Below are 14,806 nucleotides of genomic sequence, written 5' to 3' on the forward strand. Positions count from 1 at the left end.
CCGCCCATATGCGTCGAGTTACCCAAATGGGCCGTGTCGGATGGCGAAAGCGCTGGTCCGGGGGGTGGCAGAGGGACGGAATCCGGTACGGAGCCGGTGCGGTCGGAGGTGCTCCGGATGAGTGGCGGCCGGGGCCCGCGGCCGGGATATGCCGCAGGCCCTCTCCACCCGCGTCCGCGTTACGCCTCGCGCGAGCCGGCGTACATGTCGTCGATGAGCGCCTTGTACTCCCGCTCGACGACCGGCCGCTTCAGCTTGAGGCTCGGGGTCAGCTCACCGTGCTCGATGTCCAGATCCCGCGGCAGCAGCCGGAACTTCTTGACCGTCTGCCAGCGCTGCAGGCCCTCGTTGAGCTGCTTCACATAGCCGTCGATCAGCGACTCGGCCTCCTTGGAAGCCACCACGTCGGCGTAGCTGCGGCCACCCAGGCCGTTCTCCTCGGCCCAGCCCAGGATGGTCGGTTCGTCGAGCGCGATCAGCGCCGTGCAGAAGTTCCGGTCCGCGCCGTGCACCAGGATGTTGGAGACGAACGGGCACACCGCCTTGAACTGGCCCTCGACCTCGGCGGGTGCGATGTACTTGCCGCCCGAGGTCTTGATCAGGTCCTTCTTGCGGTCGGTGATCCGGAGATAGCCGTCGGACGAGAGCTCACCGATGTCGCCCGTGTGGAACCAGCCGTCGGACTCCAGCACCTCGGCGGTCTTCTCCGGCTGCCGGTGGTAGCCGGCCATGATGCCGGGACCGCGGAGCATGATCTCTCCGTCGTCGGCGATACGGACCTCGGTGCCGGGAAGCGGCTTGCCGACGGTGCCGGTGCGGTAGGCCTCGCCCGGGTTGACGAAGGAGGCGGCGCTCGATTCGGTGAGGCCGTACCCCTCCAGGATGTGGATGCCCGCGCCGGCGAAGAACAGCCCGATGTCGGGGGCGAGGGCGGCGGAGCCCGAGACGCAGGCACGCAGCCGCCCGCCGAACGCCTCCCGGATCTTGGCGTACACCAGAGCGTCGGCGACCTTGTGCTTGGCGGACAGTGCGAACGGCGCCGACGCGGAACCCGTGTGCCGGAAGTTGTCCTGGGTGACCTTCGCGTACTCGCGTGCCACCTCGGCGGCCCACTGGAAGATCTTGTACTTGGCGCCGCCGCCGGCCCGCGCCTTGGCCGCGACCCCGTTGTAGACCTTCTCGAAGATCCTCGGTACGGCTGCCATGTAGGTCGGCTGGACCACCGGGAGATTCTCGATGATCTTGTCCACCCGGCCGTCGACGGCGGTGACGTGGCCGACCTCGATCTGGCCGGAGGTCAGCACCTTGCCGAAGACGTGCGCGAGCGGCAGCCAGAGGTACTGGACGTCGTCCTTGGTGATCAGCCCGGTGGAGACGGTGGCCTTGGCCATGTACGACCAGTTGTCGTGGGGCAGCCGTACGCCCTTGGGCCGGCCCGTGGTGCCCGAGGTGTAGATCAGCGTGGCGAGCTGGTCGGCGGTGATGGCGCCGATCCGCTCCTTGACCACCCCCGGGTGCTCCGCCAGGTACGCGGCTCCGCGGGCCTCCAGATCGGCGAGCGAGAGGACGAAACCGGGCCCGTCGCTCTCGTCGGGCTCCAGGCCGGCCGCGTCGATCACCACGATGTGCCGCAACTCCGGCAGCTCGGCCCGCCGCTCGCGGGCCTTCGCCAGCTGCCCGGCGTCCTCGGCGATCAGCACCCGGCTCTCGGAGTCGGAGAGGATGTACGCGGACTCCTCGGTGTTCGTCGACGGGTAGATCGTCGTCGTCGCGGCTCCCGCGCACATCACTCCGAGGTCGGCCAGAATCCACTCGACCCGGGTCGACGAGGCGAGCGCGACACGCTCCTCGGGCTGCACCCCCAGCTCGACGAGGCCGGCGGCGATGGCATACACCCGCTCGGCAGCCTGGCCCCAGCTCAGGGACCTCCACTCATCGGGCCCCTCGCCGGAGGCCGCGGGCACCGGGAAGCGGTACGCCTCGGCGTCGGGCGTCTCGGCCACCCGCTGGGTGAAAAGGGTCGCCACGGAGGGCGGCCGGGTCTCGATCAAAGTCTGCGTGTCGCTCACGACGTCGTCCTCCGGGCCTGCGGGCTGCTCTGCGCGACTGGCTGGTGGCTGTTATTAAACTGGCGAGTAACTAGTGATCAGAGTAGAGCGCCGGTGTCCGCCACGTAAGAGGGAACGGCCGTGTGCTTCATAACGAACGGGCCCCCGCTCCGTGAGCGGGGGCCCGTCTGAGATCTTCGTACCGGTTACTTCTTCTTGGCCTCGCCGGACTCGTCGGTCGAGAGCACCGCGATGAAGGCCTCCTGCGGGACCTCCACGTTCCCGACCATCTTCATCCGCTTCTTGCCTTCCTTCTGCTTCTCCAGCAGCTTCCGCTTACGGGAGATGTCACCGCCGTAGCACTTGGCGAGGACGTCCTTGCGGATGGCGCGGACGGTCTCGCGGGCGATGACCCGGGCGCCGATGGCAGCCTGGATGGGCACCTCGAAGTTCTGCCGCGGGATCAGCTTCTGCAGCTTGGCGACGAGCCGCACACCGTACGCGTACGCCTTGTCCTTGTGCGTGACGGCGGAGAACGCGTCGACCTTGTCACCGTGCAGCAGGATGTCGACCTTGACGAGCTGGGCCGCCTGCTCGCCGGTGGGCTCGTAGTCGAGTGAGGCGTAGCCGCGGGTCTTCGACTTCAGCTGGTCGAAGAAGTCGAAGACGATCTCGGCGAGCGGCAGGGTGTAGCGGATCTCGACCCGGTCCTCGGAGAGGTAGTCCATCCCGAGCAGCGAGCCGCGGCGGTTCTGGCACAGCTCCATGATCGCGCCGATGAACTCGCTGGGGGCGAGCACCGTGGCGCGGACGACCGGCTCGTGCACCCGGTCGATCTTGCCCTCGGGGAATTCACTCGGGTTGGTGACGATGTGCTCGGTGCCGTCCTCCATCTCCACGCGGTAGACCACGTTGGGCGCGGTGGCGATGAGCTCCAGGTTGAACTCACGCTCCAGCCGCTCCCGGACCACGTCGAGGTGGAGCAGGCCGAGGAAGCCGACGCGGAAGCCGAAGCCGAGGGCCGCCGAGGTCTCCGGCTCGTACACCAGGGCGGCGTCGTTGAGCTGGAGCTTCTCCAGGGCCTCACGGAGGTCGGGGTAGTCCGAGCCGTCCAGCGGGTACAGCCCGGAGAACACCATCGGCTTGGGGTCCTTGTAGCCGCCCAGGGCCTCGGTGGCGCCCTTGTGCAGCGAGGTGATCGTGTCACCGACCTTCGACTGCCTGACGTCCTTCACACCGGTGATGATGTAGCCCACCTCGCCGACGCCCAGACCGTCCGAGGGCGTCATCTCCGGCGAGGAGACACCGATCTCCAGCAGCTCGTGGGTGGCGTTCGTGGACATCATCCGGATGCGCTCGCGCTTGTTCAGCGAGCCGTCGATGACACGGACGTACGTGACGACACCCCGGTACGAGTCGTAGACCGAGTCGAAGATCATCGCGCGGGCGGGAGCGTCGGCCTGGCCCACCGGGGCGGGGACGTCCTTCACCACGCGGTCGAGGAGCGCGTCCACGCCCACTCCGGTCTTCGCCGAGACCTTGAGCACGTCCTCGGGCTGGCAGCCGATGAGGTTCGCCAGCTCCTCGGAGAACTTCTCGGGCTGCGCGGCCGGCAGGTCGATCTTGTTGAGCACCGGAACGATCGTGAGGTCGTTCTCCATCGCCAGATAGAGGTTGGCGAGGGTCTGCGCCTCGATGCCCTGGGCCGCGTCGACCAGCAGGACCGTGCCCTCGCAGGCCGCGAGGGAACGGGAGACCTCGTAGGTGAAGTCCACGTGACCAGGGGTGTCGATCATGTTCAGGACGTGGGTCGTACCCAGGCCCCCGCCCGTGGTGGGCGCCCAGGGCAGCCGCACCGCCTGGGACTTGATCGTGATGCCGCGCTCGCGCTCGATGTCCATACGGTCGAGGTACTGAGCGCGCATCTGCCGCTGGTCGACCACACCGGTCAGCTGGAGCATCCGGTCGGCAAGGGTCGACTTGCCGTGGTCGATGTGCGCGATGATGCAGAAATTGCGGATCAGCGCCGGGTCGGTACGGCTCGGCTCGGGCACGTGGGTAGGAGTCGCGGGCACGCAGGGTCCTGATTCTTGAGGCGCCGGGGCGTCTCGTCTCGGGCGATGGCGGATCGATACGTAGGCTCCATGGTCCCATGGCTGCGGGGCTGAACCCGTTTTGGGCCGGTGGACGGCCGACTGGTACCGTGGTCAGCTGTGCCTCCTGGGCCCTCCGGATGAACGCTCCCCATGGTTCCCGCCGGTCGGTGCGGGGCGCTCACCGAAATTTTCGAAATTCATCGAACCTGAAAAGGCTCTTTCGTGGCGAACATCAAGTCCCAGATCAAGCGGAACAAGACCAACGAGAAGGCGCGCCTGCGCAACAAGGCCGTCAAGTCGTCGCTCAAGACCGCGATCCGCAAGTCCCGCGAGGCCGCTGCCGCGGGCGACGTCGAGAAGGCCGCCGCGGCCGCTCGACTGGCCTCGCAGCAGCTCGACAAGGCCGTCAGCAAGGGTGTCATCCACAAGAACTCCGCGGCCAACAAGAAGTCGGCCATCGCCAAGCGCGTTGCCGGTCTCTCCGCCTGAAGCTGACCGATTCGGTCCGGCCGCACGGCTGACCGTTTTCGCGTGACTTCGACCGACGGGGCTCTCACCGGGTCCCACTCCGTCGTCCCGGGCCCAGCGGCCCCTCTACCGCTCCGGTACGACACCCCGCGCCGCACACGGCCTGCGTTCGCCACGCGGGTGCGGCGCACCACAGCTTGAGCCGAGGCCCTGCCCCTGTCCTTCCCCAGGACGGAGGCGGGGCCTTCGGCGTGCCGTGGCGCGGCACTGCCCTCAGCGGCGCATCCGGGCGGCACGGGCCACCGTGACGACAGCCCGCTCCAGCGCGTACTCCGGGTCGTCGCCGCCGCCCTTGACCCCGGCGTCGGCCTCCGCGACGGCGCGCAGCGCGACCGCGACCCCGTCCGGTGTCCAGCCGCGCATCTGCTGGCGCACCCGGTCGATCTTCCAGGGCGGCATGCCCAGCTCACGCGCGAGGTCGGCAGGGCGCCCGCCGCGGGCCGACGAGAGCTTGCCGATGGCCCGGACGCCCTGTGCCAGGGCGCTGGTGATCAGCACCGGGGCGACCCCGGTCGAGAGCGACCAGCGCAGCGCCTCCAGCGCCTCGGCCGCGCGCCCTTCGACGGCCCGGTCGGCGATCGTGAAGCTGGAGGCCTCGGCGCGCCCCGTGTAGTAGCGCCCGACGACCGCCTCGTCGATCGTGCCCTCGACATCCGCGACGAGCTGCGATGCGGCGCTCGCGAGCTCCCGCAGATCGCTGCCGATGGAGTCGACGAGCGCCTGGCACGCCTCGGGGGTCGCGGAACGGCCCAGTGCCCGGAACTCCGACCGTACGAAGGAGAGCCGCTCGGCAGGCTTGGTCGTCTTCGGGCAGGCGATCTCGCGCGCCCCGGCCTTGCGGGCGGCGTCCAGCAGGCCCTTGCCCTTGGCGCCACCCGCGTGGAGAAGCACCAGGGTGATCTCATCGGCCGGGGCGCCGAGATAGGCCTTGACGTCCTTGATCGTGTCGGCGGAGAGATCGTGGGCGTTCCGCACGATGACGACCTTGCGCTCGGCGAAGAGCGAGGGGCTGGTCAGCTCGGCGAGGGTGCCGGGCTGGAGCTGGTCCGACGAGAGATCACGGACATCGGTGTCGGCGTCGGCCGCGCGGGCGGCGGCGACCACCTGCTGAACCGCGCGGTCGAGCAGCAGATCCTCCTGCCCCACGGCGAGGGTGAGCGGCACGAGCGGGTTGTCTGCGGAGTTCTGCTGACTCTGTTTCCGGATCATCGCCGTCCAGCATCCCACGCGGCACCGACAGCCCCGCAGAACTCCCGGGGCCGCCGCTGCGGGGCCACCGGCCGCCCCGGCTTCGCCCGCCGGGCCGGTCCGGCTTCGCCCGCCGGGCCGGTCCGGTGGGCCGCGCCGGGCCCGGCGCACCGGCCGTCCGCCGGTGCCGGAGAATGGCCCGGTGAGCGATGTGAGACATGTACTGGTGCTGCCCGACCGCGACACCGCCGAGGAGGTGGCCGGGGAGGTATCCGAGCGCTTCGGGGTGACCCAGGAGCCCCAGCTGGTCCGTGACGCTCTGGCCGGGGAGGACGACGCCGAGGACGCACAGTGGCTGGTCGTCGTCGAGGACCCGCTGGAACGGCTCGATCCCGGCGCGCTGGACGCGTTCGCCGCCGAGTACGAGGGATGGCTGGAGACGCCTTAGCGGGGATGCCCTGCCGTGAGTGCCTGAGTGCCCGCCCTGCCGTGGGTGCCACCGGGACCGGGCACCCCGGCCCGCGCCAGAGTGCCCGGGCAGGGGCCGCGGCTCTCGCAGGGGCCGCGGCTCTCGCAGGGGCCGCGGCTCTCGCAGGTCCGCAGCTCGGGCAGTCTGCGGCTCCGGGGGCGGGCCGGCGTGCGTCGCGCCCGGTCCGGGGCGGGTCGCCTCGCGTCGCGATCAGGCTGCCTTCTGCACGATCCGCGTTCAGGCTGCCTTCTGCACGATCTGGACATCGAGGTCGATCGTGATGCTGTTGCCGACCACCGCGATACCGCGGGCCAGCATGGTCTGCCAGCTGACGGTGAAGTCGTCACGGCGGAGCTCGGTGGTGGCCCGGCAGGCGGCGCGGGCCTCCCCTTCCATGCCGTTGCCGAGACCGAGGTACTGCGTGTCCAGCGTGACGGTACGGCTGACACCGTGCAGGGTGAGGGCGCCCGTCACACCCCAGCGGCTCCCGCCGCGGTGTACGAAACGCTCGCTGTAGAACTCCAGCGCCGGGAAGTTGGCCACATCGAGGAAGTCTCCCGAGCGGAGGTGGTCGTCCCGCATCCGGACATTGGTGTCGATGGACGCCGCGTCGATGATCACGTGCATCGCGGACTGCTCCATGTGGTCCGCGATCCGCACGGCACCCGCGAAGGTGTTGAAGCGGCCGTGGATCCGGGCCAGGCCGATATGGCGGGCGGTGAAGCTGATCTGCGAGTGCATCGGCTCGATCTCCCACTCGCCCGGCTCCGGCAGCGAGGGGGGCTGCGCTGCATGGAGCGTGAGATCGCCCAGCCCGGAGTGGCCGCCCTCGGTGATGGTGGCGCTGCGGTGGCAGGGGGTGAACCCCTCGGCGGTGACGGCCAGCCGGTACTCACCCGGGGGGACGGTGGCGAAGAGGGAGCCGTACGGATCGGTCTCGCCACCGACGGTCCTGCGGCCCATGGTGTCCGTGAGTACGAACTCGGCCTGCGGGACAGGCTCGTTGACGGGGTCCAGCACCCGGCAGCTGAGCACACCCGCGTGCGCGGGCAACGCCGGCCCGCCGAAGGAACCGGTACTGCGTCCTGCGCCGGTCTGCGACCGGTTACCAAACCAACGGTTGAACACTTCTGCGGAAACCCCCCGCGCATCGGTCGACCCCCGGTCGCACGCACAGAAGGACGTCATTGTCGGGGCGGCGACCCTCTGACGAATACGCATTCGATCACTGTTGGCCCGTTCTGGGCAAACGGCGCTGGTAAGGGCGGTTGGCGAGCTGCTGTCACGAGTTGTGCTCACTCGGGGGTGATGCTCTTCCGCACCGGCACCCGGTCCAACTCCAGGCCGAAATGGTCGCGGTAGGCCGCGAGAACGGCCGCGTCGCTCTCCAGCGTCTGCTCGCGCCGTTGCCCGCGCACGGTGGTGATGAGCTTCGTGCCGCTGAGCGTGATCCGGCCGTGGGCGCCGAGTCGCGAGCAGATGAGTGACCGGGTGAAGTGGGAGGCGGGAGAGGTCCGGTGGTACCAGGCCCCCGCCGCGAAGTCGGCCAGTTCACGCGGGCGCGTTTCCAGCCGGTACTGCGGCTTTCCGTCGCGCAGGACATCGAGGTCGCCGTCGGCCGTGGTCACGATCCGGAACGTGCCTGCCGGATCCGGCAGGCCGCCCCGCGCACCGAGCTCCAGCGGGTGGTGACTGTGGTCGCCGAACCCGACGTCGGCGAGCCAGGGGCCGGTACCGCCGGCCGTCCCGACCCGCAGGGCGAGATGGTCGTACGGGATACCGAGACCGCCGTCGCCGCCGTGCACCCGGGCCTGGAGCAGCGTCACCCGGAATCCGAGCGCCCGCAGCAACGCCGCGAAGGCGCCGTTGAGTTCGTAGCAGATGCCGCCCCGCCGGGCACCGACGATCTTGTCGATGAGCGGTGCGTCGGCGAGGACGATGTCCTCGCCCTGATGGATCGACAGGTTCTCGAACGGCACCGTCCGCAGGTGACACAGCTGGAGCTCGCGGAGGGCTGCCGAGTCCGGCACGGCCGGGCGGTCTGCCCCGATACGCCGGAGGTACCCGGCCACCCAGGCGGGCGACCCGGCTGAGCCCGCGGCATGCCGGGCGGGCACCCCGGATTGTCCGGCGGGCACCCCGGCAGACCCCACGGGCACCGCCGCCTGCTGGGCGAGGTCCGGCACCGGGGGCACCCTGCTGCCCCCGTCCTGCGCGCCCGTGGGGGGACCCGGCCGGTCTTCCGGCGATCTGTCCATGGAGGCAGTCTCGTGCCGCGCACGGCCGTACGCCAGGCGCCGGGCGGCGCGAGGCCGGTTGCCCGCGCACCGGGCAGCGCGGACACCGTGCGCCCAGACCGCCCGCCCGGGACGCGTACGGCTCCGGGACGCCGCCCTCGTCCACGTCCCGGAGCCGGCGAACGGGCGAACGGGATACCGGGCACCCAGATCGTCGTTGCCCGGCTCGCCGTCCGGAGGGGGACTGAAGAGATCGCCGGACGCGACCTGCCGCACGGCGCGCCCGGCTCGGCCGGCTCGGCCGACACGCCGTCGCACCCGTTCACCGGCGCCCGACACGCCGCTCGCACCCACTCACCGGCGCCCGCGCGGTGCGAGCCGTCCGCGTGCGGGCGAGGCCGGGCCCCGGGTGTCAGCGGCCCGCCGGTATCACCCGCAGCGCGCGCCCGGTGCCGCTCACGGCGACGGAGCCGTCCGTGTCCGTGCGCAACACCGTGGCCCCGCCGGCCCGGAGCGACGCGACCGTACGCGGCGCCGGATGCCCGTACGGGTTGTCCCGGCCGCAGGAGATCAGGGCCAGCCGGGGGCTCAGCGCTCGCAGCAGCGCGGGGTCCTGATAGGCCGAGCCATGGTGGGCCACCTTGAGCACGTCCACCCGCGGGAGGCCCGGATACGCCCTTAACAGCGCCTGCTGGGCGAGCGGTTCGAGGTCACCGGGCAGCAGCAGGGTCAGCCCGGCCGTGCGGACCAGCAGGGTGACACTGGCGTCGTTCGGTCCCTCGCCTGCGGGCTCCGGTCCGGCGGGCGGCCACAGCACCTGCCAGCCGAGCTGCCCGATCCGGCGCCGCTCCCCCGGCACCGCAGGCACGAGGGGGATCCGTGCGGCCGCCGCCTCACGCCGTACCGACGCGCTCTGGTCCGGCGGATCCTGGAGCGTGGTCGTCTCGATCACGCCGACCGTCCGGCCGCGCAGCACACCGGGCAGACCGGCCACGTGGTCGGCGTGGAAATGGGTGAGGAGGAGCAGCGGGACGCGAGTCACCCCGAGGGCCCGGAGGCAGCGGTCGACGAGACGGGGGTCAGGCCCCGCGTCGATCACCACGGCTGACCCCGCGCCGGTCGCCAGCACCGTCGCGTCCCCCTGTCCCACGTCGCACATCGCGTACGTCCACCCGGGCGGCGGCCAGCCCGTGACGACCCGGGTGAGCGGTGCGGGCCGGACGATCGCGAGCAGCAGCAGGAGCGCGCAGGCCGCACTGATCCAGGGGTGGCGGCGCGCCCGGCGAGTGGCCACCGCGAGGGCCACGGTCACCGCTGCGAGCAGCAGGGCCCCGGGCCACCCGCCGGGCCAGTCGATCTCCGCACCGGGCAGGGCGGCCCCGCCCCGGGCGACGGCCGCGATCCAGCCGGCCGGCCAACCGGCGCAGTGGGCCAGGACGGTGGCGGCCGGGTCCCACAGAGGGGCCGCCGCGAGGGCGGCGAAACCGAGAACCGTCGCCGGCCCCACCGCGAGCTCGGCGAGGAGATTGCAGGGAACGGCGACCAGCCCGACCCGGGACGCCAGCAGGACGATCACCGGCGCGCACACCGCCTGCGCGGCGCCAGCCGCAGCCAGGACCTCGGCCGGCCTCCGCGGCACTCCGCGCCGCTGCAGTGCGGCGCTCCAGCGCGGGCCCACCGTGAGCAGCGCACCGGTGGCGAGGACCGAGAGCAGAAAGCCGTAACTGCGGGCCAGCCAGGGGTCGTACAGCACCAGCAGCAGTACCGCAGCGGCCAGTGCCGGGATCAGGGATCTGCGGCGGCCGGTCCCGATCGCGAGCAGTGTGATCAGCCCGCAGGCAGCGGCCCGAAGGACGCTCGGGTCCGGTCTGCAGACGGTGACGAAGGCCAGGGTGAGCACCCCGCCGAGCACGGCCGTCGTCCGCAGCGGGATACCGAGCCGAGGCGCCAGGCCTCCCCTCTCGGCCCGCAGCGCGGTACCCGGTGGCCCGATGAGCAGCGCAAGGACAAGGGTGAGATTGCTGCCCGACACCGCCAGCAGGTGGGTGAGGTCGGTGGTCCTGAAGGCGTCGGAGAGATCGGGCGGGACACCGGAGGTGTCGCCCACCACGAGCCCGGGGAGCAGCGCCCGTGCGTCCGGGGCGAGCCCTTCGCTCGCCTTCCGCAGTCCGGCGCGCAGGCGTCCCGCCAAGCGCTGGACGCCGCTCGGCGCGCCGATGATCTGCGGTGGCCGGCCGTCCTGTGCGCTGAGCACGGCCGCGATGCGGTGGTCGCCGGAGAGCGGTGGCTGCGGACGGGCGCTCAGCCGCAGCCGCGTGGTCGGCAGCAGCCGCTGCCACGCGGCCGAGTGGGCCATCACCAGGACGGGGGTGCGGACCGTGGAGGTCGTACCGTCCGGGGCCCTCACCCGTGTCACATCGGCGTCGAGGACGACGGACGGCCGGGTGGCGTGATCCCCACGGATCCGGGGACGCGTGGGCCGGGGGTCCGATGTGACGGTCAACTCCACTGTCACCCGGGCCTGCCGGTGTGTCAGCTCGGGGATGGGGCCGCGCCGGACGTCGGCCGCGTGCAGCCCGCCGGACGCGGCTCCCGCGGCGGCGCACAGCAGAGCGGCGGCCACCGCTGTCGCGTTCAGCCGGCCTCCCGGCCGGACGGCTCCCCCTCCTGGAGCGCCGCGCAGGACGCGGCCCCGCGCCACCACCACGGACCCCGCCACTGCCGCGGCGCAGAGGCAGACCGCGGTGACACAGAACGCCCACCACCCCGGAACCGCGATGGCCAGGGCGGCCGCGGCCCAGGCAGCCAGGGCCGGACCCACGAGACGCAGGTCCGCCGGGCCCTCCTGGCGGGGGTCGGCAGCGCCGAGCCGGTGACCGGACGCCGCGTGAACTGCCGCGCGCGTCATGGCCGTACGAGCGGCTGGAGGTCGGAGAAGCGCCGGTCGCCGATGCCGGTGACCTGCCGCAGTTCGCCGACGGACGTGAACCCGCCGTGCTCGGTGCGGTAGTCGACGATGTGCTGTGCGAGGACCGGTCCGACCCCGGGCAGCGTGTCCAGCTGCTCCACGGTGGCGGTGCTGAGGCTGACCGGGACCGCGGCGGACGCCGTGGAGCCCGTGGCTCCGGCCGTACCACCGCCCGTACTTCCGCCGGTGGCCCCGGTCGCCGGGACTCCGGGCGCGGGGGCCCCGGCTGCGGCTGGGCCCCCGACGAGCACCTGTTCGCCGTCCGTCAGCACCCGCGCCTGGTTGAGCGCCGAGGTGTCCGTACCGTCCCTGACGCCTCCGGCCGCCCGCAGCGCGTCGGCCACCCGCGATCCGGCGGGCAGCCGCTGGATGCCCGGCCGCCGCACCCTGCCGCTCACATCGACGACGATCCGGGCGGCCGCCGCCCCCGCCTGCGCAGGCCCAGCCCCCGATGCCGGGAGAGGTCCCGTGGACGGCGGCGGCCCCGGGGACGGCGAAGGGCGCGACCCGGGAGGCAGCCGATCGTCCGCAGCGGCCCGTGGCCCGGCGGGCAGACCCGCGCTGACCACGGCAGGCGCCCGGACGGGCTGCGGACGCCCGGTCCAGAACTGCTGGAGGGCTAGAGCCGCCGCGGCGACGAGCACGACCGCCAGCGCGGCGAGCGTCCTGGGCGTCAGCCCGCAGTGTGCCTGCACCCAGAGCGGCAGCCGCTCACGCAGGGCCTCCCCCGCCCTGGCTGCAGCCGCAGCCGCACGGCCACCGGCCGGCCCCCCGCCGTCGCCTGACGCGCCCTCGTCCTGGGGCGCTCCCCCGGCATCCCGCACCGCGCGGGCCCCCCGTGCCACGCCGCCCTGCGGGACCCGGCGGCCCGGCGCGTCACCGGCCTTCCGCGCACCGCCTTCCGCGACACCCCGCGCATCACCCTCATCGGACGCCGCACCGCCCGAACCCGTCGGAGCGCCCGTCAGGGGGACCTTCGGGACCGCCGACCCGCCCGGAAAGAGCACCGCGGCACGAAGGCGCAGCGCGTCATCGGGCTGTGCCCGCTCGCGCCCGGCCGGGCCACGGCGGCGCGCGCCGGTCTGCCGGGGGCGCCGGGGGTGCCGGCCGAGGCGGGCGCGGCCGTCCGATGCCGGGGCCCGGCCGGGGCCGCTGGTCGCAGAACGTGACGTGAGCGTGCGCGGAGTCATGGCACGAGACAGTAGGGACGCCCGCGTCACCGCGCTGATCAAGGTCAATTACGGTGGAGAAGCCGGGACTTGTGGATAACACAGCCACTCGAACGAGCGGCTCCGGCCGGCAGAACCACCGGCCCGCACAGCGCCCGCCTCACACCACAATCGGCCCGCACAGCGCCCGCCTCACACCACAACCGGCCCACACCACGCCCGCCTCACACCACGACCGGCCCGCGCACACAGCCGCCGGCCCAGGCGACGACTGCCCCGCGCCACCACCGGCCACCGCAGCAGCCGCCCCCTCGACGACCCCCGCGCCACGACCGCGCCGCCACGACCGCCCCGCTCAGCGGGGCGAGACCACAACCCCGAGCAGACCGGGCCCCGTGTGCGCGCCGATGACCGCGCCGACCTCGCTGACGTGCAGATCCACCAGTCCAGGCACACGCTCTCGCAGCCGGTCGGCGAGTACAGCCGCCCGCTCGGGGGCCGCCAGGTGGTGTACGGCGATGTCCACCTGTCCGCCCCCCGCCCGGTCGGCGGCGATCTCCTCCAGCCGGGCAATCGCCTTCGAGGCGGTCCGCACCTTCTCCAGCATCTCGATGCGCCCGCCGTCGAGTTGCAGCAGGGGCTTCACCGCGAGGGCCGAGCCGAGCAGTGCCTGGGCGGCGCCGATCCGGCCGCCGCGGCGCAGATAGTCAAGGGTGTCCACGTAGAAGTACGCGGAGGTCCTCCCTGCACGCTTCTCCGCTGCCGCCACCGCGTCGTCCAGCGTGCCCCCCGAGCCCGCGGTCTCCGCCGCGGAGAGTGCGCAGAACCCCAGGGCCATCGCGACCATGCCGGTGTCGACGACGCGGACGGGGACAGGCGCGTCCCGCGCCGCCAGCACGGCGGCGTCGTAGGTACCGGAGAACTCGGACGACAGGTGGAGCGAGACGATCTCGCTCGCCCCCGCGTCGGCGGCCGCCCGGTAGGTGGTGGCGAACACCTCGGGGCTGGGCCGGGACGTGGTCACCGAGCGCCGCTTCTGCAGCGCGAGCGCCAGGGCGCGGGCCGAGGTCTCCGTACCGTCCTCCAGCGCACGGTCGCCCAGGACCACGGTCAGCGGCACCGCTGTGATGCTGTGCCGCGCCAGCGCCTGCTGCGGCAGGTAGGCCGTGGAATCGGTGACGATCGCGACATGGCGGGACATGAGCCGGAGATTACCCGCAGGCGCGGGGGCCCGGGAGTGCGACCCCTCACCGACGGGGTCGGCGGAGCTCGCGGCGGCGTCGGTGGTGGCAGCGCTCTCGGCAGTCACTCAGGGGGTGCTCTCCGGGCGGGGGGCCTTCTGCCAGGGGTAGCGCTGCTGCCTGTTCGGGTCCCGGCCGGTGATCGCGTCGGGCCCGGGTGCGGCGGCGTTTCCTCCGGCGGCCCGATCGTCCCCCTCGTCCCCCTCCGCCGAGGACCAGGGCCTCGCGTCGGGCGAAGGCCCGGGACCGGCCGTCCGTGCACGGCCCGGCCGTCGCGGCTGCCCCTGCGGGCCGCTGTCGGCCGCCGGAGTCGTCCAGTGCCGCAGCGCCCCGGCCTCCACGTCGATCTGCTCGTTCAGCGCGATCAGGTCCTCGTCGGCGAACCGCCGTGCCCGGTCCCGGGCGGCCCAGCGGAGCGCGTCCGCCGAGTGCGTGATCTGCTCCGTACGCTCCCGCAGAGCCGGCAGCCGGCGGCCGAGTCCGGCCTTGTCGGGCTCCCGCTCCAGCCGTCGCAGCTCCGCCTCCAGCTCCAGGCCGTGCGCGCTGAGCCGCTCGAAGAGGGCCAGGGTCTCGCGCAGGGATTCGTCCTCGGCCACGCCCGCGTGCAGGGCGTCCTGGGTGGCGCGCATCGACGTGCGCAGCGACAGCCTCAGCTGCGCCACCTCACCCGCCGCACCCGGCTGGCCGTAGCTCTTCGCGCGCAGCGCGGTGTCCTCGACGGTGCGCCTGGCCTGCGAGATCGTACGGTCCACGCTCCGCCTCGCCGAGCCCACCACCTTCACGGCCGCGTAGACCCCCGCGCCGATGAAGGCGAGGAACAGCAGCACCAGGACGAGAATCACGGCTTCCATGGGGCGTCCCT

The 14,806-nt window shown here is 72.7% G+C and carries 11 protein-coding genes; 2 read left to right on the plus strand and 9 right to left on the minus strand.

What is annotated here, in order from left to right:
- Positions 1-179: 179 nt before the first annotated feature.
- Both OG917_RS11270 and lepA read right to left on the minus strand, forming a co-directional pair.
- Positions 180-2,069 (minus strand): AMP-dependent synthetase/ligase, encoded by a 1,890-nt coding sequence (locus OG917_RS11270; protein ID WP_328317437.1) that lies wholly within the window; start codon positions 2,067-2,069, stop codon positions 180-182.
- Between the two features lie 185 nt (positions 2,070-2,254).
- On the minus strand, positions 2,255-4,123 hold the full coding sequence (gene lepA, locus OG917_RS11275; protein ID WP_328317438.1) for a translation elongation factor 4: 1,869 nt from the start codon (positions 4,121-4,123) through the stop codon (positions 2,255-2,257).
- Between the two features lie 243 nt (positions 4,124-4,366).
- On the opposite strand from lepA, the gene rpsT reads away from it, so the two are divergent.
- Positions 4,367-4,633: a 30S ribosomal protein S20 gene (gene rpsT / locus OG917_RS11280; RefSeq protein WP_328317439.1), complete on the plus strand. Its 267-nt coding sequence runs from the start codon at positions 4,367-4,369 to the stop codon at positions 4,631-4,633.
- 252 nt (positions 4,634-4,885) lie between these two features.
- On the opposite strand, the gene holA is transcribed toward rpsT, so the two are convergent.
- The gene (holA, locus tag OG917_RS11285; RefSeq protein WP_328317440.1) at positions 4,886-5,881 is read right to left on the minus strand and encodes a DNA polymerase III subunit delta; all 996 of its coding nucleotides are present in this window, start codon (positions 5,879-5,881) and stop codon (positions 4,886-4,888) included.
- A 181-nt stretch (positions 5,882-6,062) separates the two neighbouring features.
- On the opposite strand from holA, the gene OG917_RS11290 reads away from it, so the two are divergent.
- A complete protein-coding gene (locus OG917_RS11290; RefSeq protein WP_328317441.1) occupies positions 6,063-6,308 on the plus strand; it encodes a hypothetical protein in 246 nt (81 codons plus the stop codon).
- A 258-nt stretch (positions 6,309-6,566) separates the two neighbouring features.
- Here OG917_RS11290 and OG917_RS11295 read toward each other — a convergent pair whose 3' ends face one another.
- The 6 genes from OG917_RS11295 to OG917_RS11320 form a co-directional block, all read right to left on the minus strand.
- The gene (locus OG917_RS11295; RefSeq protein ID WP_328317442.1) at positions 6,567-7,457 is read right to left on the minus strand and encodes a YceI family protein; all 891 of its coding nucleotides are present in this window, start codon (positions 7,455-7,457) and stop codon (positions 6,567-6,569) included.
- Between the two features lie 167 nt (positions 7,458-7,624).
- A complete protein-coding gene (locus tag OG917_RS11300; protein WP_328317443.1) occupies positions 7,625-8,587 on the minus strand; it encodes an arylamine N-acetyltransferase family protein in 963 nt (320 codons plus the stop codon).
- 391 nt (positions 8,588-8,978) lie between these two features.
- Positions 8,979-11,474, minus strand: a complete 2,496-nt coding sequence (locus OG917_RS11305; RefSeq protein ID WP_328317444.1) for a ComEC/Rec2 family competence protein — start codon at positions 11,472-11,474, stop codon at positions 8,979-8,981.
- Complete coding sequence (locus OG917_RS11310; protein WP_328317445.1) at positions 11,471-12,724, minus strand: ComEA family DNA-binding protein; 1,254 nt, start codon at positions 12,722-12,724, stop codon at positions 11,471-11,473. Before OG917_RS11310 ends, OG917_RS11305 begins: the two co-directional genes overlap by 4 nt.
- 334 nt (positions 12,725-13,058) lie before the next feature.
- Complete coding sequence (locus OG917_RS11315; RefSeq protein WP_328317446.1) at positions 13,059-13,904, minus strand: DegV family protein; 846 nt, start codon at positions 13,902-13,904, stop codon at positions 13,059-13,061.
- Between the two features lie 108 nt (positions 13,905-14,012).
- Positions 14,013-14,795 carry a hypothetical protein gene (locus tag OG917_RS11320; protein ID WP_328317447.1) on the minus strand — a complete coding sequence of 261 codons (783 nt, stop codon included), beginning with the start codon at positions 14,793-14,795 and terminating at the stop codon, positions 14,013-14,015.
- Between the last annotated feature and the right edge of the window lie 11 nt (positions 14,796-14,806).

The sequence above is a fragment of the Streptomyces sp. NBC_00388 genome, assembly GCF_036061255.1.
GTDB lineage: Bacteria > Actinomycetota > Actinomycetes > Streptomycetales > Streptomycetaceae > Streptomyces.